Origin of the sequence: uncultured Desulfosarcina sp. (assembly GCF_963664155.2) — a bacterium.
Lineage (GTDB): Bacteria > Desulfobacterota > Desulfobacteria > Desulfobacterales > Desulfosarcinaceae > Desulfosarcina.
This window is the reverse complement of record NZ_CAXXXH010000001.1, coordinates 3,691,197-3,710,714: the sequence shown is the minus strand read 5'-3', so window position 1 is coordinate 3,710,714 and position 19,518 is coordinate 3,691,197. Positions and strand designations below refer to the sequence as shown.

Genomic DNA, 19,518 nt, shown 5'->3' with positions numbered 1-19,518 from the left:
AACAACAGGAGGGGTAAGCAATGAAATACGGCGCCAGAAATAAAATTAAGGCCAAGGTCGAATCCATCAAGAGTGACGAAATCATGTCCCTGGTCAAGTACCGGGTCGACGGGCCGGTGGAAATGGGGTCGGTACTGACCACCGAATCGGTAAAAGATCTAAACCTGGCTCCCGGTGACGAGGTGCTCCTGGTCATCAAAGCCATTCACGTGCTTCCGGTCAAGCCATAAGCTGCACTTTGATTACACCCGGTCCTCCTTAAGGCCTATTTTCTAACTTCGGCTGACCAATGGGGAGTCTCACCCGTGGTAGTGGGGTGGCTGCACAATTTGAAAATAGTGCCTAAGTTGAGCGATTGTCGAGCTTGCGGCAGATCCAAGGAAGGTGTCGTTCCGCTATAGCAGGCTATGCGGGACGACATCTGACGCCGTAGATGGGGTAAGCTCGGCAATCCCGGAGGGTTTCCCATTTTGTCAACTGTTTTTGAAATAACCCATTCTATTCCTATTGCATTTCAGCAACAACAAAATGGGAAACGCTCAATTTAGTGGGATGTAACCAAAGGCTTTATGGCTTCATTTTTTCTTTGCATATTCTCAGTGTATCTCCAGGCAATCAGTATTTCAGATATTTCCATTACCTGATGTGTAATCACCACCCACCCGAAGTTTGGCCAGACCACAAGATGTAGGTGCGCCATAAGGGCGCAAGATGCCATTTTGCCGTAGACTTACAGGCTCATTTTTGCAGTTGTATTCTATTTCGCCACCATAGCCCGCATCATATCACCTGCGTTTTCTGCATGATCTGCGATTGAACCGATAATCTCGGCCAATCTGACCACATGAAAAACGGTAACTGGATCGACTTCCATGTTAAATACTTTTGCCTTGATGGTGTGTTCAATCCTATCGGCTTCACGCTCCTGGAGACGCAGCGTTCGAATAATTTCTTTAACGATAACCCGTTGTTCTTCTTTATAGGTATTAAAATATTTCCTGGCTTCCGATACCATGCTGCTCAGTTCTTCAACCGGATCCAGCACCGTGTCGACCAGGAAGAAAATATCTTTGTGAAGCGCTTCTGGAATTGCTGCATCGGGTCTGACCGAAAGCCAGTCCAGCACCTCCTCCATGGAGTCCAGCACACTGTCCTGCTCCCTCAGATATCGAAACAGCTGGAATTTATCGATCGGCATGAGTGTGCCTCTTGGAAGGTGTCCCCGGATTCTCCTCTTGATGGCATCGGCGGCTCTTTCCATCTCGATGATGTCTCCCCTGAGGGAGTCAAATCGGGAACACTTTTTGGAGATCTGGCATTCCACTGCTTCCTGAAATGCCCACGAACAATCCTTTATGACTTCTGCATGCTCCTGCATCCCCTCAAACGGTGACGTCATGAACATGGACAATAAGGGTATTCTCATGGCCATCTCCCCTAGTAAAAAATACGGATAATTTTATAGACAATCATGCTGGTTATGGCAGATGCCGGAACCGTCAGAACCCAGTAGATCATGATCTGAAAAATAATTCTGAAATTGACGGCATCGAGGCCTCTCGCCAGACCGACCCCCATAACCCCGCCCACGGCTGCATGGGTTGTGGAAACGGGTAATCCCAACTTTGAAGCCACCAAAACCGTTGTGGCTGCAGAAAAACTGACAGCGAATCCACGGGAGTTGGTCAGCGTCGTAATTTTGGTTCCGATGGTTGTCATTACCCTTTTCCCTGCCATACCGATGCCCAGGGCAATACCAACCCCACCGAACAATAATAAAAAGATCGGCACAGGGACCTGGGCGCCGACCGTTCCCGTCTGGACCAGAAAATAAATCACAGCCAGGGGGCCGATGGCATTGGCCACATCATTTGCACCGTGAGCCAGGGAAATATAGCAGGCGGTACCGATTTGAATCCTTCGGAAAACCTCTTCGGCACCGTTGGCGTTTCCTTCTTTTTGAGAAAGAAATTTCTGCAGCAGCACCTTTCCAAGGTATCCGAACAGGACTGCAGAAATAAATGCTGCGATCAGGGCCATTGGCGTTGATATGGCCAGCTTTTTGCCGAGCGGGGTTTTAAAAACAAACGAAAGAATCACCACAAAAACGGTGCTGCCGATGAAATAGGGCGATGTCCGGATGGACTGTTCGAACACAAAATCGCGTGAAAGAATGACCTTGATTATCACCTTGAACAGAATAAAGCCGATAATGAGGCTGAATACCGGCGAGATGATCCAACTCATGACGATGGCGCCCAGTTTTTCCCATTTGATTGCAGAAAAGCCGCCCGCTGTAATGCCAAAGCCGATCATGGCGCCGACGATGGAATGGGTTGTTGAAACCGGGAGGGAGCGCCAGGTGGCAAAACTGACCCATAGCGCGGCTGCGAGCATCGCTGCAAGTGCGCCCGCTAATACGACATGGGGATCCGACATCACCTCGGTGGAAACGATGCCTTTTCGAATGGTGTTGGTGACGTGAGAACCGATAAACGTTGCGCCGACAATATTCAGAATGCCTGCAATCAATACAGCCTGGCGAATGGTGATCGCCTTGGCACCCACAGCCGGAGCCATGGAATTGGCAACATCGTTGGCACCGATGTTCCATGCCATGTAAAATCCAAAAACAAAGCCGATGATGAGAATCAGGTATTCAGCAGTCATGTTGCACTTTTATTGGTCAGAGTCACACGGTACATACCATTTGGCGAAGGCAAGGGCAATTTAAGAAACGATTCATTGGACGATGTTGGAATAGATTAATTAATACATGAATAGTTTTTGAAAGAAGGGTTGGCCTTTTCCTGAATGTATTGGCTTTGAAATTGATATCACAGAGGAAAACTGATAGCGGCTGTATGCCGATAACTCCAACATATCTGTATGTTGGAATAGGTTGTGATTAGGTCGATGTATCACCGGTTTTTAACCCCACCAAAACGTTTGATTACAATACCGTATCTGAAATTTAGCCTGACCGGTGATTAGGTCGATCAATCTGTATGAAATTATCGATTCAGGATTTGCAGATTATTGGAACTTTACGTCGAGTAAGTACTAATACAGATATATCAAATTCCAGTCACTTTATTTTTTGTTCCGCCCAACAGATTATAAAATCATATTTGTAATTTCCCCGGACGCCAGATACATGGCTGATAATCACACGGGTAGCTTGCGTTGTGCTTAGTTCAGGCTATATTCAAGTTCATGATGTTAGAAAAAACATCGATACACCACTATATCAAAAGGATTAAAGGGTTCTATCCGGTTGCTAAAAAGGGGTATCGGAACGTTGTTTTCATTGTTGCAAAAGCTTGCTTTTTGCTCCCGGCATTAAATCCGAGGCATGGACAATAAGGGGGCATCAATAAATCATTCCACCATCAAAAATAGCGACGGGCGGCGGCAAAGTGCTTACGGTAATAGGCATCGGACAATGAAGCCGTCTGAATGCGCTTGCCGCTGCCGGGGGCGTGAATGAAGATGTTGTTGCCGCAATAGATGCCGACATGGTTGATTTTTCCCCAGCGGCGGGTATCGAAAAAAACCAGGTCTCCCTTGGCCAGATCGTCACGCGATACCGGATCGCCGGCGGCACACTGCTCACGGGCGCTGCGGGGCAGATCGATGCCGTTAAGGCGGTAGACCGTCTGGGTCAACCCGCTGCAATCCATCCCGGTTTCCACGGTGGTGCCGCCCCAGTGGTATTCGATGCCGATGAAGCGCTGTGCCGTCTGAATCAAATCATGCTGCAATTGCGGTGTCGCACCGGCAATATCCTCGTACAGCAAGGCGCGCACGATGTAGTAGACTTCGATAATACCGTCGGATTGCAGCGTTCGGGCGCGGTTCAGGGCAGCTGCCGGGGTGAGGAAACGATCGAAGCGCACTTTGTACAGACCGTCCGCATCGATGAAATGGTAGGCGTCCAACCCCTGAGATTGCAACAGCTGGGAATAGGCCGAAGCATTGCGCTCACTGGCGAAAGCGCCCACCTGAATGGTGAAGCCGATGGTCTGGATAGGCGGACGCGGCAAATGCGCCCTTTTGCCGACCGTTCCGGACGGTTCCGTCGATGGCGTGCCGCTGTTGACAGTGGAACAACCCCAAACCCAGGTCAGGAAGACTACCAGCAACAGGCGCGTCAAATGGACTTGTCGACGAGTGGATGACGCTTTCATTCGTTTATTGTACCCTGTCGGCGCCGATTGTTCAATTGTTGGATTATCCACCGGGTTGCCTCTTAAATATTGGTTGACGGCATTTAATGGGAATCGATTTTCTCTTCAACCGCTGTTGCCTTTTTAGGGACTGTGGGCGGGAAACGATCATCCAATCAGGTACCACCGCCGTCCTCAACCATGGGGTGGCCATTGCCCCTGATGAGATAATCTGGCTTATCGGACGGAGGAACTGCGGAATAACTGCGCGGGGATGACATCGACAGGCCACGTTCGACTTTTGGCGAATCCATCAAAATTGGGGGTGGGATGATGATGCTCAGGCGTCGTATTCGACGGCACCTGGCGCCATCGGTGTCATTCGGCCATCCCGGAGCATCAGGATGCGGTCGGCAATCCGGCCGACCTGTTTCGGGTTGTGGGAAACCGCCAGGATCGTGCACTGCTTTTTGAGTTGCTTGAGAAGATCTTCGATAACCCCGGCGGCTTTCGTGTCCAATGAGCTGGTGGGTTCGTCACACAAAAGCACCTCAGGCTCCAGGACCAATGCCCGGGCGATGCAAAGCCGCTGCTTCTGCCCGCCGGAGAGGTCCATTGCGCTCTTTTCCAGACGGTCTTTCACCTCCTCCCATAAAAAAGCCTGCGCCAGCGCCTTCTGTATTTTTTCCGCAATGATGGCTTTGTCGCGCAGGCCGGCCAGTTTCAAAGGGAACGCCATGTTCCTGGCGATACTCATCGGCAATGGGTTGGGCTCCTGGAAAATCATTCCCACCTTGCGGCGCAAAATCGGCAGGGGCAAATCCGCCGAAAACGGAGAAACCCACCGACCACCCAGCCGAATCCGGATGTCGCCTTCCACCCGGACGCCGGGTACGTCATCCCAAAGACGATTGAAAAGCCCCAGAAACGTGGATTTGCCTTGTCCGGAAGGCCCCATGACGGCCGTGATGGCGTTTTCGGCAAAAGTCACCCGGATGTCCTTCAAAACCGGGTGCCGGCCATAGAAAAAGCTGACTCCGTCAACGATTATTTTATCCTGTGGTTGCATCGCGTCCGATATAGCACAGTTTATTCCGATCTACAGTCTGTAAAGCGACCGATAGGTGAGGCTGCGCTGGATATAATAGGCCAGCATGAAGAGAATGGCACAGGTTGCCAGCAGAATGAGGCAGGCGCCATATCCCCTGGAAAGCTCGGCCGGGTCGGTATACTGACTGGAAATATAGTAAATGTAAAAAGGCAGGGCCTCGTATGGCGACAAGGGAGAGCGCGGCACGCCGGCGATGGCAACAACACCGGTGAGCATGATCACGGCCGTGTCCTCGGCACATCGGCCGATGGCGAGCATGATCCCGGAAACAATGCCGGCCAGCGCGCGCGGAAGCAGCACATGGGCGATATTCTGGAGTTTGGTGGCCCCTAAAGCGGGAGCGGTGTTACGGATAGTTGGCGGCAGGTTTTCCAGAGCGACCTGAGTGCTGCGGATGATGTAGGGAAGGACGAGAAACGCCAGGGACATCGCACTGATGAGCAGGCAGGGGCCAAGCCTGCCGGGAAACTGCTGGTGCAGGAAAATGGCGATGCTGAAACCGAACAGGCCGATGACAATGGATGGAACGCCGGCCAGCAAATCGAAGAAAAAACCGAAAAGCCCCTTGATGGCGGGTCTTGCGTATTCGGCAAGATAGATGCCCGCGGCCACGCCGGTGGGTATGGCAAGGACTGTCGACCATGTCACCAGAAGAAGGGTGCCGGCAAGCGCAGCAAAAATCCCGTCAAAGACCCGCGCACGACCCAATAGTGCCTCCAGGGGCGGCACCGTGCCGAAAATCAATTCTATGCCGAGGCTCGGCAGCGCGTTGTAGAACAGATACCCGACAAACACCAGAACAACCGCGCACAAGGCAGCCGTCATGGCCCAGGAAAGCACGAAAATCAATTTTTCGGTAAAATCCCGGATCATGGCATCAGCTTTTTTTGCGATCCAGCAGCCGCACGGAAACTACGGCGACGGTGGTAAACAGGTAAAGGGCGATGCCGCAGGCGAAGATGGACCGGAATTCGAGGCTGTCGTAATCGGCGGCCTTGACCAGGGCGATATGCGCGGTCAGCGTCCTGGCCGGGTCCAGCAGGCTTTCGGGTGCGGCGATGGCGTTCCCGGCCAGCATCAAGGCGATGAGCGTATCTCCCAGGGCGCGTCCCAAGGCAAGAATGAACCCCGATGTCATCCCGCCAAGGGCCTTGGGCAGCATGACGTACAGCAGCCGCTGCATCCGGGTGGCGCCGAGGGCTTTGGCCGCCTGGCAATAAGCCGGATCGACCGCCTGCAGGCTGTCTGAAAAAAAGAGAATCATGGTGGGGCTGATCATGACGGCCAGCATGAGGGCGGCCGCAATCACGCTCATCCCCGGCCCACCCAATCCATTTCGAACTAAAGGAACGATCAGGAAGATGCCGACAAAGCCGTAAATCACGGTAGGGATTCCGGTCATGAAACGCACCAGCGCCCATAGAAATCGACGCAGGCCCGGCCCGCCCAGGCTCGTGACCACGAAGGCCGTACCCAGGGACATGGGCAGGGCGATAACGGTGGCGGAAAAGGCGATCCAAAGGGTGCCGGAAACCATGGGCCCGATTCCGTAAATCCCCTGGTGGGGAGACCAGGGGGCGGAAAACACCTCAAAAATCGATACCTTACGGAAAACGGGCAGGCCCAGGACGATCATGAACAAAAGCACCGACGAGGTCATGACCGCGCTGGCGGTGGCACACAGCATGAAAATCCGCTCGGCGACCTTTTCCCTGAAAGCGCTCATTTCACCGGAATGAAACCCTTGTCCGCCGCGATTTGCTGCCCTTCAGCGGTAAACAGATAGTCGATGAACAGGCGGGTCAGCCCCGTGGGTTCCCCCTTGGTATTGCTGTAGAGTCCCCGGGATATCCGGTACTGATCGCTTTTGACGGCCTCGAGCGTCGGCATTACACCGTCGATGGCGACCGGGGCGACGCTCGGGTCTATGTGGCCGACGGAGACATAGCCGATGGCAAAGGGGTCATTGGCGACGGCGGTTTTCATGGCCCCGTTGGAAGGCGTGAACAGCGCTTGGCTGTGGATGTCCCCCTTGTCCAGCGCTTTTTGCCAGAACACCTCGCGGGTTCCGCTGGCCTCGTCGCGCGTGTACAGCGTGATGGCATGACCGGCGCCGCCCAGGGCGGCCCAGTTGTCGACGCTGCCCGAGAACACGGCTTTCAACTGGTCCTTGGTCAGCGATCGAACGGGATTTTTCGGGTTGACCACGACAGCGACGCCGTCAATGGCCCATTTGAACATGGAAAGCTGATAGCGGTCGATCTCTTCCGGCTTGGGTTTGCGCCCCGAGTTGCCGATGTCCACGAGCCCTTCGCCCACCTGCTTGATGCCCACACCGGAACCGCCGCCCGCGATGGTGATGACAATATCTTTGTTGTACGTCATGATCCGCCTGGCCGCTTCCTGCATGACCGGGATGTGGGCCGTGCCGCCGGCGATCTTGATGGTTCCCCGTTGTCCGTCAAACGTGTCCAGGGCCCCGGCAAAACAGAGCGACGCCATGAAATACAATCCTAGGAAAATGCCAGCCAATCGAAACCATTTTTTTGTCATTGTCTTTTCACTCCTTATGAATGGTTGCTTTCCATGGCCAACAACGCCGCGCCAAATGCCCCGACAAACTGAGGATCGTCAGGCACAAGTACCCTGCGATTCAGCTTATGCGAAAGCAGGGCCTGCATGCAGGGGTTCTTGGCCACGCCGCCGGTAAAGGCGATATCCCCTTGGGATGCGACCCGGTTGACCATTCCGGCGACCCGGCGGACGACGCTGGCGTGCAGTCCCCGGGCAATCTCCCGGCGGCTTTCTCCCTTGGCGATCAGGGAGGTGACTTCGGATTCGGCGAAGACCGTGCACATGCTGGAGATATTGAGGCCGGTTTCGGCCAGCAGGGCCTCTTTGCCGAAATCTTCGATGATAAAGCCCAGCGTCCTGGCCATGATTTCCAGGAATTTGCCGGTACCGGCGGCGCAGCGGTCGTTCATCTCGAACTTTTTGACCCTGCCGTTTTCGAACAGGGCGATGGCCTTGCTGTCCTGCCCGCCGATGTCGATGATCGCCTGGATGTCGGGAAACAGCGCCCGTACCCCCACGGCATGGGCCTTGATCTCGGTGACCGTCGCCGCGTCGAAGGCGATCTCGAACAGATTGCGCCCGTAGCCCGTGGCCATGATGCGATCAAAGGCCACATCATCGACGAGCCGTTTGGCTTCGGCCATGGGGTCGAACCCGGTGTCGGTCTGAAAACTGTCGACGATCTCTTCCCCATCGTTCACCACCACCAGTTCGATGGTACGCGAGCCGATATCGATGCCGGCGAAACGGCTGGTCACCGCAATTGCTCCACAAACGCCTCCACCCGCGTCGTCAACTGGCCGACGTCTTCCATGCTGTAATCGGTCTCGATGCGCAGGCAGGGAATATTCTTTTCCTCGAGGGCTTTTTCAACCGGCATGGACTCCATCAGATAGGGCTGGCAGAACTGCAGGCCATAGTATATCACGCCATCGGCCTTGTAATCGGCGACCATCTGTTGGATGTGATCCAGGCGCTCCGGATTGGGCGTGAAGATGGCGCAGTCCACCTTGAAATAGCGGTCGACAATGGCCTCAATCATCTCGTCCACGGTCTCCCCGGATGCGTCCGTCAGGTTGCGGGTACCCCGCTCGCCTACGCAGGACTCCTCGCCGACGATCACCGCGCCGGCGGCCTCGACAATCATGGGCAGTTTCCAGTTGGGGACCGCCTGGGGACAGCCGGAAACGAGAATCCGGGGTGTCTTTTCCGGGAACACGCCCTGTTTGGACGCGATGCGCTGCTCCAGTTCATCGCAGATTTTATTCACCGAGTCGGTGAATCGGGCCGGGTTATCGTAAAAGAACACCTGGTTGGCCAACAGGGCGTCCAGACCGGAAATCGGCGCCGGATCGGCCTTGCGCAGGGAGGATAGCCGATGGAGGGCTGCGCGTTTGGCGTTGACCGTGCAGATCGACGATTTCAAAGCGTCGGCGGTGACGGTAACGCCGGTAAGCGTCTCGAGGGACGCCTTGAAGCGCTGGTATTCGGCCTTGAGCAAAACCCTGCCGTTTTCCGATTTGACCTGAGGCAGGTCCATGATAAAAAGATTGTCGATCAAACCGTCCAAGGATTCGTAGGCCTTCTTCTTGCCGTCGCAGGTGTTTTCACCGACAATCATGTCCGCGCTTTCCAGATAAGGGCAGACCTTGCCGATCTTAAAGCCGAATGAGGATTTGATCAGGGCACAGGTATTGCGGGGCAGCAGTTTTTCCACATCCTCGGTGGCAAAATCGGCCCCGGAACACAATCCGACCAGGGTAGCATCGGCAGCCAGAACAATTTCTTCGGGCACAAAGACACAGTAGGACCCGATGATCTTGCGACCGGCGGCTTTCTCATCCAGCAGCTCTTTGATGCGCAGGCCATGGACTTCGCTCATCACGAAGTCGAAGTAGCCCATGCCCTCCGGTCGGTCCTGTTGAGACAAAAACACCTGCTGGTAACCCTGGCCCAGGACATTGAGAAGGGCATTGTGGGCGTCGAGATCCAACCCGAGGTCTTGCCACATCTTCCGGTAATCTTCGCTCATGATTTTCTCCAGTTCATCGTGAAAAAAGTTGGGCCTGCCGCAGCAGTGCATCGCCGATTCTCGACTGCCGGTTGGCCAAGAAATCGCTACATCCCTGTCGGCATCGGCATGCCATGCTTGTCGGCGTACATGATCAAATTATATATGGGAAACGAATGGGGCAAGCGGTTCGATCTCCACCGATCCCGGCTTAAAACCGCCTCAACGCGTGACGAGAACCGGCACCGGCTCCCCGCCAATAGTGCCTGGGAGGCCATCGTCCACATCCGCCTGACTGAATAAATTGAGATCATAAATTAATCAAACTGTTAATCTCTATGCGAAAGCAGGTTCGTATTGGTATTTTAAATTTGATTTTCCCATGCGATTGAGGCATGGATAGCCGATATTCTTAACCTCATATCCCAAGGTTTCATCCATGTTTCGGTTTTTCGGTTTCACATGACAGAGCCCGGTTGCTGCCCGGGCCGGTATGCATTGAAAACGACTGAAAGGCCGCCTTTCTGAGCGACATTCTGTAATTTAAGCCGAGTGATTTTCGGGCAAGCGCCTTGCCGAGCCGATTTCATCCGAGCTTTGCCCGCAGCGCAGGCATGCCCATGGGAATGTCGGGACCTGGCGCGGTCCCCTGATGGCAATTGATTGATGCAGATCGAGTCCAAACCACTTCAAAAGGATGCTTGAGAGGAATAACCATGAGTGAAGCCAAAACGATTAAAATCCAACCCAACCGAAAAAGCGTGTTCATCGAGAAAGTAAAGGAACTCCTTCCCGAAGGAGGCAACCTGAACCTGTGCCTCACCTGCGGGGCTTGCGCCTCCGGCTGTCCGGCCACCGGGCTTGAGGGGATGGATCCGCGCAAATTTCTGCGGTTGGCGGCCCTGGGAATGGATGAAGAAATCACCAAACACCCCTGGGTATGGATGTGCTCCATGTGCACCCGCTGCACTTACGTCTGCCCCATGGAGATCAATATCTCCGGACTGATTTTTGAGGCCCGCAAACTGTGGCCCCGTGAGGAACGGCCCAAGGGCATTCTGGGGTCCTGCGACATGGCCCTGCGCAATGAAAGCGGCAGCGCCATGGGCACCCCGCCGGAGGATTTTACCTTCGTCGTGGAGGATGTGCTCGAAGAAGTGCGCGAAACCCAACCGGGGTGGGAAGACCTTCAAGCGCCGCTGGAAAAACAGGGAGCTCATTTCTTCGTGAGCCAAAATTCCCGGGAGCCGGTCACCGAACCGGACGAGATGGTACCCTTGTGGAAAATCCTGCATCTGGCCGGCGCCGATTGGACTTACAGCAACCAGGGCTGGGGAGGCGAAAACTATTGTATGTTCCTGGCCGATGATGAAAATTGGCAGAAAATCGCTTCCAATACGCTGCACCGGGCCGAAGCTCTCGGCTGTAAAGTCTATTTAAATACCGAATGCGGCCACTCCACCTTTTCCGTCTGGCAGGCCAATAAACGCTACGGCCTCAACTCCCCATTGGAAATCGCCCCCATGGTGGCTTACTACTACGAGTGGATCCATTCCGGGAAACTGAAGGTCAGTTCCGCCTGGAACAAGGATCTGAAGATCAAGTTCACCGTCCAGGATCCCTGCAACCAGATCCGCAAGAGTTATGGTGACGAGCAGGCCGCTAAAATGCGCGAGGTAGTCAAGGCCTGCGTGGGAGAAGAGAATTTTGTGGACATGACTCCCAACAAATCCAATAATTTCTGCTGTGGAGGCGGTGGCGGATACCTGCAGTCCGGCTATACCGAGGCGCGTTTCAAGTACGGCAAAATCAAATTCGATCAGATCATCGCCACCGGTGCGGATTACTGCTTGACGCCCTGTCACAACTGCCATGCCCAGATTCACGAACTGGCCGACCACTATGATGGCAACTATCATGTGATTCACATGTGGACGATCATCGCCCTGTCCCTGGGCATCCTGGCCGAAAACGAACGCGAGTACCTGGGAGATGATCTGAAAGACGTATGGCTGCCCGGTGAACCGGGGACGCCCAACCCGTTTGCAGACAGAAAATAAGGACTATCGCTCAATATAGAGAAAAGGATGAGAGATGACTCTGGCGACGGAAGTGAAAAAGTGCGGGATCTATATTTTTGTTTCGACACTTTGTATCTTTACTGCCGCACCTATGGACAACAACCTTGCCGTCGCTTCTGATCCACCCGTCAGTCAGACCATGGCCGAGGCCCCAAAAGCCGTTGTGGCGGAAAGAGCGTTCACCTTCGATGAAGTCCTGGAAGGAGAAGTGGTCACCCATGCTTTCATTATTGAAAACCAGGGAACCGCATGGTTGAAGGTTCGCGATGTCCACACCAGTTGCGGTTGCACGATGGCCCAGCGACCGGAAGCCATTGCTCCCGGCACAAGCGGCCAGATCTTGGTAAAAGGCGACACGAATGGTTATGGGGGCGGTTTTTTTAATAAAACCATCACGGTTACCACCAACGACGCAATTCAGCCGCGGATACGGTTACGATTAAACGGTCCCGTAGCCGTTTTTGCCCGCATCGAACCGAGCAGGATCAGTTTGCTTGGAGAAGCCGGCGAGGATTTGCAGGCGGAAACGTCCATCTCTCCGGACCCCCGATATCCTTTCCACATCGTAAAGATCATCCCGGATGCACCCCTGGCCGATAAGATCGATGCATATATGGAACAACGCAAGGGGTCCTATTCCATCGTCGTCCGCAACCGCATGGCCCAACCGGGCCAATACCGGGGCAGGATTGTATTGAAAACTGACAGCGCGCGTCGGCCGCAACTGACCCTCTTTGTCATCGGCCGCATCACTGCCCAAAGCAATTGAGTTTCATTGATGAAAGGAAGACACCAATGGAATCCGATCCTTTCCAACCCCAGATTTTAGCTTTTTGCTGCAAGTACTGCGCGTATGCCGCAGCAGACCTGGCCGGTTCCATGCGACTGAACTATCCGCCCAACGTGAAACTGGTTCAACTGCCCTGCAGCGGCCGAGTGGATATGCTGCACCTGCTCAAAGCCGTCGAAAAGGGCACCGACGGCGTCCTTGTCGCCGGATGCCTGGAAGGCGAATGCCATTTTGTGGAAGGCAACCTCAAGACCCGGAAGAAGGTCGAGGCCGTTAAAAAAGCCCTGGCTTCGGCCGGAATCGAACCGGAACGGGTCGAGATGTTCAATTTATCCTCCGCCATGGGTGCCCGCTTCGCCGAAATCGCCGCGGAGATGACCGAAAAAATCCGGGCGTTGGGGCCGACACCGGTCGTCAATGCATGGACAACCATCTGAGTCCGTTTGCCAGAGGAGGGAAAATGCCCGACCGGGAGCCTAAAATCGTCGCCTTTTTCTGCAATTGGTGCACCTACGCCGCCGCCGACCTGGCCGGTGTCGGCCGGATGCAGTATCCGGCCAACATCCGTGTCATCCGGCTGCCATGCAGCGGGCGCATGAGCCCGAAATTCATCCTGGCCGCTCTCAGGCAAGGTGCCGACGGAGTCTGGGTGTCCGGCTGCCACCCGGGCGATTGCCACTACATCGAGGGAAATTATTACGCCCGCCGGAAATTCGCCCTGATGACCAGCTTGCTCACCTTCATGGGCGTTGATCCGGACCGGGTTCAGTTCTCGTGGATATCATCCGCCGAGTCCACCAAATTCGTCAGGGCCGTCAACGACGTGACCGATAAAATCCGGACACTTGGACCGGCGGCGGAGTTCGTCAAATATTCAACTTCCACAGTCGCCGAGGGGATTAAATCATGATCGAACGGATACACATCGATCCCAAACTGGAAAAATGCCTGGCCACGCTGAGAAAAGGAAGCCGCCGCGCCTGCCTGGCCGTCGATCGGGTGGAGACCATCATCGAGGAAGTCAAACGCGGGAAACTGCCGCCGGAAGAGACGTGTACCTTTACCCGCAATGGCGAGGGGCGAATCAAAGGGTGCCGCAAATACGACCTGAACGCCGGATACCGTCTGATCACCCTTAAGCAGGGTGAGGACCTGTATCTGTTGTTTGTCGGCACCCACGATGATTGCACCCGCTGGATCGAAAACAATCGTGAACATCTGCCCGTTGAAATGATTGCCGAGCGCTGCATGACCATAGAACGGACGGAAAGCAGAAAAGTGCCTTCGGAAAAACCATCCCGCCTGCCGGGCAGGGAGCCGGATGAAGATTGGATCCCGCCACTGAGCGATCGCGACCTGCGAATGATCTTCAGTGGGTTGGTGGGGGGCAAATAGGAATAAACTGGAGAATCAGGGATGTTGGAATTCAGGGATTAATCAGTTTTGCGAAAGGAGAAAGCCATGCTTACCGTCACCGAATCCGCCGTCCAGGCAGTGGCCGAATACTTCAAAACCATGGATGTCAAACCTGTAAGAATTTTTCTAACCCAGGGATGCGGCGGCCGACAACTGGCCATGGCCCTGGACGAGGCCAAGCCTTCGGATGCGGTCGCCGAGAGGGGCGGATTTCAGTTTGTCATGGACCAGACGCTGCTTGATCAGGCGCAACCGGTACAAATCGACTACGCCGACAGGGGGTTCAGGATCTTCTCCAGCCTTCAGTTGGACGGGGGCTGCGAAAGTTGCGGAACCGCCGGCGGTTGTTGCTCGTCCTGAGGCGTTTTCCAGGCGCACAAAAAATCCCCGACCGATTTAGATCGGGGGCTGTTTTTCTTTATGGCAGAAGTGGCCCGACGGCGATCACACCGTGGAACTGCTTTTTACGAATCCGGCGGGCACGCGGACCTTGACAAAGCCGACCTGTCCTTCTATAGTCTCTTCACTTTCAATCACGGGCTACCATCGGCATTATGAAAGTGCCAACTCCCAACTGATCGACAATCCAGCATTTAACCATTTTAAGCCAGGAAGGCACACGGGCAGAAGTCCGTTTTCTTCCCGGCTTTTTTCGTTCAGGGACCATGCGACAGAAATATCTCGACATCCATTCAATGGCATTGATTCTGATTGGGGCGCTGCTGATATCGACCTCCCCGGGATTCGCCCAAGGTCCCGAGTATCGCCGGGTCGAACGTGATACCGACAATGACGGTAATATCGACCAGGTCGCCACCATCGATAAAAAAGGCAACCTCATCCGCCTCGAGATCGACAGCAACGGGGATGGTAATTTCGACAAGACCCAGTTCTACCAGGAGGGCAAGCTGGTCCGCGTTGAGAGCGACCGCAACCACGACGGGACGATCGATGCCCGTGACTTTTTCGAAGCCGAGAAGCGGGTCCGCCATGAACGCCTGTCCGATAGCACCGGAAAACTGGAGCAGGTGGTCACCTTCGACGATCATGAGCGCCCCGTGACCATGGAGCGGGATACCACCGGAGACGGCCGTTTCGACACCCGCCACGAATTCGAGGAGGGCCGTTTGGCCCGCTCCACCCGCGATACCGACGGTAACGGCAGGGTCAACGTCTGGCAGACCTACCGCAACGACCTTCTCGTAGAGCAGCAAACCGACGGCGACGGCGACGGTCGCATCGAACGCATCGTCAATTTTGACGCCACCGGGCAACCGCGCGTCAGCCGTCACGACCTGGACGCCGACGGCACCTTCGAAACGTTCCGCCACTATGCCGACGGCGAAATCGTCCGCCAGGAAAAAGACGAAAACAGCGACGGCACCCCGGACACCGTCCTTGACTTCGAGAATGCCCTGCCGGCACTTCAAAAAAGGGACACCGACCTCGACGGCCGCTTCGACGTCACCACCTGGTATGCGGACGGTCAACCGGTCAGAGAGGAAAAAGACACCAATCATGACGGCACCAGCGATGTCTTCGTGGTGTTCGACAACGATGGCCACCCCCTGAAAATGGAGGAAGACACCCGCTGCACCGGGCACATCGACCGCGTCCGCCACTACTGCACGGGAGTGGTGGAAAAGGTGACCTCGGACGGTGATGGGGACGGTTTCATGGAAGCGCAGACTTTTTTCAAAGACGGAAAAATTTCTACCCAGATCCAGGATAGTAATAAGGACGGCCAGGCGGATATAACGATTTTCTTCAACGAAAAAGGTGAGAAAACGCGCGTGGAGAGCGACACGGACTTTTCGGGCAAGCCCGATGCCTGGGAGTACTATGCGGATCAGGCCCTGGTCCGGGCCGAACGGGACAGCAACGGCGACGGTCAGGTGGACCTGAAAATCTATTACCAGCACGCCGAACGCCAACGGCTGATCCAGGATCGCGATAACGACGGGCGCTTCGAGACCACCCAATGGTTCGACCGGCCACCCTGGTCCATGGTGATGGAACTGGATACGGGCCTGGACGGCACACCCGATGGCCGCTACTGCTACCTCAACGGCGTCCTCAGGGAGAAGAGCGTGGACGAAAACGGGGACGGATTGTTCGATCTCAAGGAGATCTACAGCGACCGGGGCAAGCTGACCCGAAGCGAGGAAGATGCGGATGGCACCGGTCGCTTGACCCTTGCCTGGATCTATGATGACAGCGAATCGGCGGTCCGGGCGGAAAAGGACCGCGACGGCGACGGCCGGCCAGACGTCTGGTACGACTACGACGAAAGCCGGCTGACCGCCGTGGCCGAGGACACCAACGGCGACGGCAACCCCGACCTGTGGGAAGCATACGACGAAGCCGAAGCCCTGGTCACAAGGTCCAGGGACCTGAATTACGACGGCACGCCGGATATCGTGGAGGCGGCCGGAACCTATTGAGTGTATTGCGTTTGGTCGGCTGGCCTTCGATTTAATGGTTTGGGCTTTTCAACCTTCTACCTTCAACCTGATACCAAGGAGTAATACCATGTTCGATTTTCTGGCCAAAGGGGGCGTTCTGGTGGGGCCCATTCTGCTGTGTTCCGTGGTGGCCCTGGCCCTTTTTCTGGAACGCCTGGTCCGGCTGAGCCGGGTAAAGATACGCGGCAATGGATTAGTATCCGGTATTTCCACGCATCTGAGAAATGGAGAAGATCACCAGGCCTATGAGGTGGCCAGCCGGGACACCTCTCCCATGGGGAGAATTTTCACCCAGGCCATGGAAGTCAAGAACCAGGACCGGGAAACCCTGGAGGCCGTTCTGGTGCATGCAACCGAGGCGGAAACCCGGAACCTCTCCCGCTACCTCCAGGCCCTGGCCACCATCGGCAACATCGCCCCCCTGCTGGGATTGCTCGGCACCGTACTGGGCATGATCAAAGCCTTTATGGTTATCCAGGAGATGGGGGGCAAGGTCAATGCCGCCGTACTGGCCGGCGGCATCTGGGAGGCCATGCTCACCACGGCGCTGGGACTGGCCGTAGCCCTGCCCACCATGGTGGCCCACAGCTATCTGGTTGCCCGGGTGGACCGCTATGAAGCCCAGCTTCAGGACGGTACCGTGACCTTTCTCAAGTCCATCGGGTTTCGGATCCACGGCCACGTCCACACGGGAAAAGCCCATACGCACACGCACACCCATGCACATCCGTAATGTCCGTCAACAAGCAGGCAGCAAGACCGTTTCAGGATAAGCACGATCTAAAAAGGAGTTGACCTTGTTAGTCCATGCCCAACGCAAAGCGCGCTATCAAGTACAGATGCCCATGACGTCGCTCATCGACATTATCTTCATGCTGCTGATCTATTTCCTGCTCACCACCAACTTTATGGTGGATGAGGGCATCAAGATCAAGCTGCCACAGGCCAGTGCCGCGGCCCCCCAGACCGAAGAGACCATCACCGTTTTCGTGGATGCCCAGGGGCGGGCGTTTCTTGGCGATGAAGCCATCTCTCTTGAAAGGCTGTTCGATCGGCTCAAGGAAAAAATTGGAAACAAAGAAGATGAACTGGTCGTCGTGCGGGCCGACCGGGCGGTGATCCTCAACAAGGCCGTCAAGGTCATGGACATTGCCAAGGCCGCCGGCGCCGGCAGGCTCTGTCTGGCCACGGAAAAGGAATTGTAGCGGCCATGGAACCGCAACATCATCCGTCATCGATGGAACAGACATCGGAACCCAACTGGCTTCTGAGGACATTGATCATTTTCTCACTGGTGGCCCATACCGGAATTTTTATCCATATCTCCGGAATTTACCATTCGAGCACCCTGAGCTATATTGAAATGACCCTTCAGAACATCGCCCGACCGGTAACCCGGGAAATTCCCCGCCCCCGGCCGCGCCCCAAAATGCCCTCACCCACGGATCCGGTAAAAAAACTGAACGTGGTCCAGCGCCCCCTGCCCCGCTTCAAGCCGCTGGCCATGGCGCCGGTGGAGAGCAACCTGCCGGACAGCCTGATGGAAGAAATCAGTGCCCCGGACATGCCCCAGACACCCGGTGTGGACAGCACGGACTGGGTTCCCGGCCCCCAGGCTCAGGAAACGACCGGTGAATTCATGACCGCGTCCAGCTACCTGGACATGGTGCGTCTGAAGATCGAAAGCCGTAAACGCTACCCGGATTCCGCCAAGTCCAGGAGTATCGAGGGTCGCGTAACGATCCGTTTCATCCTGCTGACCGACGGCAACGTCCGGGATCTGACTGTCACCAAATCGGCTCGCAGCAAGGCCCTGAACGTAGCCGCCTTGGATGCGATTCAGCGGGCCGCCCCGTTTCCCCGGCCGCCGAGCAATCTGTTCAAAGGCGATCTGCCCCTGGAATTGACCATCGTATTTGAACTGACCTGATGCTTGAATAAAATGAGAACGCAAAGCACATAATTAACAATAGCGGCGACAATAAAGGCAATCGGGGCGCTGATCGATGCTTGGATTCCTGTATCGTAGAGGGAAAGGAACAAAATGAGATTGAATATCGCGGCAACACCGCCGATGAAAAGAAAAATGAGAAACTGCATGGGCAGGGGCGCATTGTGGGCATTGTACTTTAAAATGCAGTATAGGGCCCGAAAACCGTCCCTTGCGCCGATCTTTTTGCCATCTTCATACGTCCTGCCGGAATACGTAATGCCGATTTCGTATATGCGGACACGCATTTGCGCCACTTTGGCAACGACTTCCGGTTCAAAACCAAAACGGTTTTCCTTCAGGTCGATGCCCTGGATGATTTCCCGCCTGAACACTTTATAGCAGCATTCCATGTCCGTCAGGTTCAGGTCGGTAAACAGGTTGGACACCAAAGTGAGAAAACGGTTCCCGATGGAGTGCCAGAAATAGAGTACGCGATGGGCGCTGGAAGCGAGAAAGCGCGACCCGATAACAACATCGGCCCGGTTATTTCGCAACGGCACCAGCATCGTTTTCAATTCCATGGGATCGTATTCCAGGTCTGCATCCTGTACAGCCACGAAATCGCCAGTGGCGTGTTTGAACCCGGTTCTCAGGGCGGCACCGTTGCCTTTGTTGGAGCGATGCTTCTCGACGATGATTTCTTTATGGGATTCGGCAAGATCGCGGGCGATATTCAGGCTGTTGTCCTGAGAGGCGTCGTCCACAATGATGACCTCCATCGACAGCGAGGCATCCCGGATTTCCAAAACCCGGTCAACGCATCGACTCAGCGTGGCTTCTTCATTGTAGCAGGGAATGATAACGGAAAGCTTAACTGGCGTTTCTCGATCGGTTTTTACACAGGTTTGTTTCAATACGAATAGTTCCTTATTCCGCAATGCCGCTTGGATGGCGAGTCGTCCGGATAT

At 55.1% G+C, this 19,518-nt stretch carries 22 protein-coding genes; 12 read left to right on the top strand and 10 right to left on the bottom strand.

Features of this window, described 5'->3' with window-relative positions; all coding sequences use genetic code 11:
* The first annotated feature begins 20 nt into the window (after window positions 1-20).
* Complete coding sequence (locus ACHZBS_RS16910; RefSeq protein WP_319407695.1) at window positions 21-230, top strand: TOBE domain-containing protein; 210 nt, start codon at window positions 21-23, stop codon at window positions 228-230.
* Window positions 231-757: 527 nt separating this feature from the next.
* On the opposite strand, the gene ACHZBS_RS16905 is transcribed toward ACHZBS_RS16910, so the two are convergent.
* The 9 genes from ACHZBS_RS16905 to ACHZBS_RS16865 all read right to left on the bottom strand — a co-directional run bounded on the left by ACHZBS_RS16905 (window position 758) and on the right by ACHZBS_RS16865 (window position 9,886).
* The gene (locus ACHZBS_RS16905) at window positions 758-1,399 is read right to left on the bottom strand and encodes a TIGR00153 family protein (protein WP_319409092.1); all 642 of its coding nucleotides are present in this window, start codon (window positions 1,397-1,399) and stop codon (window positions 758-760) included.
* 38 nt (window positions 1,400-1,437) lie between these two features.
* The gene (locus ACHZBS_RS16900) at window positions 1,438-2,670 is read right to left on the bottom strand and encodes an inorganic phosphate transporter (protein WP_319407694.1); all 1,233 of its coding nucleotides are present in this window, start codon (window positions 2,668-2,670) and stop codon (window positions 1,438-1,440) included.
* A gap of 722 nt (window positions 2,671-3,392) precedes the next feature.
* Entirely contained in the window at window positions 3,393-4,241 is an 849-nt protein-coding gene (locus ACHZBS_RS16895) for a C40 family peptidase (RefSeq protein ID WP_394708005.1), read from the bottom strand.
* Between the two features lie 268 nt (window positions 4,242-4,509).
* On the bottom strand, window positions 4,510-5,238 hold the full coding sequence (locus ACHZBS_RS16890) for an ATP-binding cassette domain-containing protein (RefSeq protein ID WP_319407692.1): 729 nt from the start codon (window positions 5,236-5,238) through the stop codon (window positions 4,510-4,512).
* Window positions 5,239-5,268: 30 nt separating this feature from the next.
* Window positions 5,269-6,153, bottom strand: a complete 885-nt coding sequence (locus ACHZBS_RS16885; RefSeq protein ID WP_319407691.1) for an ABC transporter permease subunit — start codon at window positions 6,151-6,153, stop codon at window positions 5,269-5,271.
* A 4-nt stretch (window positions 6,154-6,157) separates the two neighbouring features.
* Window positions 6,158-7,006, bottom strand: a complete 849-nt coding sequence (locus ACHZBS_RS16880; RefSeq protein WP_319407690.1) for an ABC transporter permease subunit — start codon at window positions 7,004-7,006, stop codon at window positions 6,158-6,160.
* Window positions 7,003-7,782, bottom strand: a complete 780-nt coding sequence (locus ACHZBS_RS16875) for a phosphate ABC transporter substrate-binding protein (protein ID WP_319407689.1) — start codon at window positions 7,780-7,782, stop codon at window positions 7,003-7,005. Before ACHZBS_RS16875 ends, ACHZBS_RS16880 begins: the two co-directional genes overlap by 4 nt.
* Before the next feature lie 65 nt (window positions 7,783-7,847).
* On the bottom strand, window positions 7,848-8,612 hold the full coding sequence (locus ACHZBS_RS16870) for an acyl-CoA dehydratase activase (protein ID WP_319407688.1): 765 nt from the start codon (window positions 8,610-8,612) through the stop codon (window positions 7,848-7,850).
* Window positions 8,609-9,886, bottom strand: coding sequence for a double-cubane-cluster-containing anaerobic reductase (locus tag ACHZBS_RS16865; protein WP_319407687.1), 1,278 nt, complete (start codon window positions 9,884-9,886; stop codon window positions 8,609-8,611). Before ACHZBS_RS16865 ends, ACHZBS_RS16870 begins: the two co-directional genes overlap by 4 nt.
* Window positions 9,887-10,030: 144 nt before the next feature.
* Here ACHZBS_RS16865 and ACHZBS_RS16860 point away from each other — a divergent pair, with 144 nt between their 5' ends.
* The 11 genes from ACHZBS_RS16860 (at window position 10,031) to ACHZBS_RS16810 (ending at window position 18,547) form a co-directional block, all read left to right on the top strand.
* On the top strand, window positions 10,031-10,168 hold the full coding sequence (locus ACHZBS_RS16860) for a hypothetical protein (RefSeq protein WP_319407686.1): 138 nt from the start codon (window positions 10,031-10,033) through the stop codon (window positions 10,166-10,168).
* A 413-nt stretch (window positions 10,169-10,581) separates the two neighbouring features.
* A complete protein-coding gene (locus tag ACHZBS_RS16855) occupies window positions 10,582-11,925 on the top strand; it encodes a heterodisulfide reductase-related iron-sulfur binding cluster (protein WP_319407685.1) in 1,344 nt (447 codons plus the stop codon).
* Window positions 11,926-11,959: 34 nt separating this feature from the next.
* Window positions 11,960-12,715 carry a DUF1573 domain-containing protein gene (locus ACHZBS_RS16850; protein WP_319407684.1) on the top strand — a complete coding sequence of 252 codons (756 nt, stop codon included), beginning with the start codon at window positions 11,960-11,962 and terminating at the stop codon, window positions 12,713-12,715.
* Between the two features lie 26 nt (window positions 12,716-12,741).
* Window positions 12,742-13,173 carry a hydrogenase iron-sulfur subunit gene (locus ACHZBS_RS16845; protein ID WP_319407683.1) on the top strand — a complete coding sequence of 144 codons (432 nt, stop codon included), beginning with the start codon at window positions 12,742-12,744 and terminating at the stop codon, window positions 13,171-13,173.
* A 23-nt stretch (window positions 13,174-13,196) separates the two neighbouring features.
* Window positions 13,197-13,646, top strand: a complete 450-nt coding sequence (locus ACHZBS_RS16840; RefSeq protein WP_319407682.1) for a hydrogenase iron-sulfur subunit — start codon at window positions 13,197-13,199, stop codon at window positions 13,644-13,646.
* Window positions 13,643-14,131: a hypothetical protein gene (locus ACHZBS_RS16835; RefSeq protein WP_319407681.1), complete on the top strand. Its 489-nt coding sequence runs from the start codon at window positions 13,643-13,645 to the stop codon at window positions 14,129-14,131. The genes ACHZBS_RS16840 and ACHZBS_RS16835 overlap by 4 nt, the downstream gene beginning before the upstream one ends.
* A gap of 66 nt (window positions 14,132-14,197) precedes the next feature.
* A complete protein-coding gene (locus tag ACHZBS_RS16830; protein WP_319407680.1) occupies window positions 14,198-14,512 on the top strand; it encodes an IscA/HesB family protein in 315 nt (104 codons plus the stop codon).
* A gap of 305 nt (window positions 14,513-14,817) precedes the next feature.
* On the top strand, window positions 14,818-16,596 hold the full coding sequence (locus ACHZBS_RS16825; protein ID WP_319407679.1) for a hypothetical protein: 1,779 nt from the start codon (window positions 14,818-14,820) through the stop codon (window positions 16,594-16,596).
* Between the two features lie 88 nt (window positions 16,597-16,684).
* On the top strand, window positions 16,685-17,350 hold the full coding sequence (locus tag ACHZBS_RS16820; protein ID WP_319407678.1) for a MotA/TolQ/ExbB proton channel family protein: 666 nt from the start codon (window positions 16,685-16,687) through the stop codon (window positions 17,348-17,350).
* Window positions 17,351-17,414: 64 nt separating this feature from the next.
* Window positions 17,415-17,822, top strand: a complete 408-nt coding sequence (locus tag ACHZBS_RS16815) for a biopolymer transporter ExbD (RefSeq protein WP_319407677.1) — start codon at window positions 17,415-17,417, stop codon at window positions 17,820-17,822.
* Window positions 17,823-17,827: 5 nt separating this feature from the next.
* A complete protein-coding gene (locus ACHZBS_RS16810; RefSeq protein WP_319407676.1) occupies window positions 17,828-18,547 on the top strand; it encodes an energy transducer TonB in 720 nt (239 codons plus the stop codon).
* Here the strand turns inward: ACHZBS_RS16810 and ACHZBS_RS16805 are convergent.
* On the bottom strand, window positions 18,457-19,464 hold the full coding sequence (locus ACHZBS_RS16805; RefSeq protein WP_319407675.1) for a glycosyltransferase: 1,008 nt from the start codon (window positions 19,462-19,464) through the stop codon (window positions 18,457-18,459). The two genes, ACHZBS_RS16810 and ACHZBS_RS16805, sit on opposite strands and share 91 nt — an antisense overlap.
* Between the last annotated feature and the right edge of the window lie 54 nt (window positions 19,465-19,518).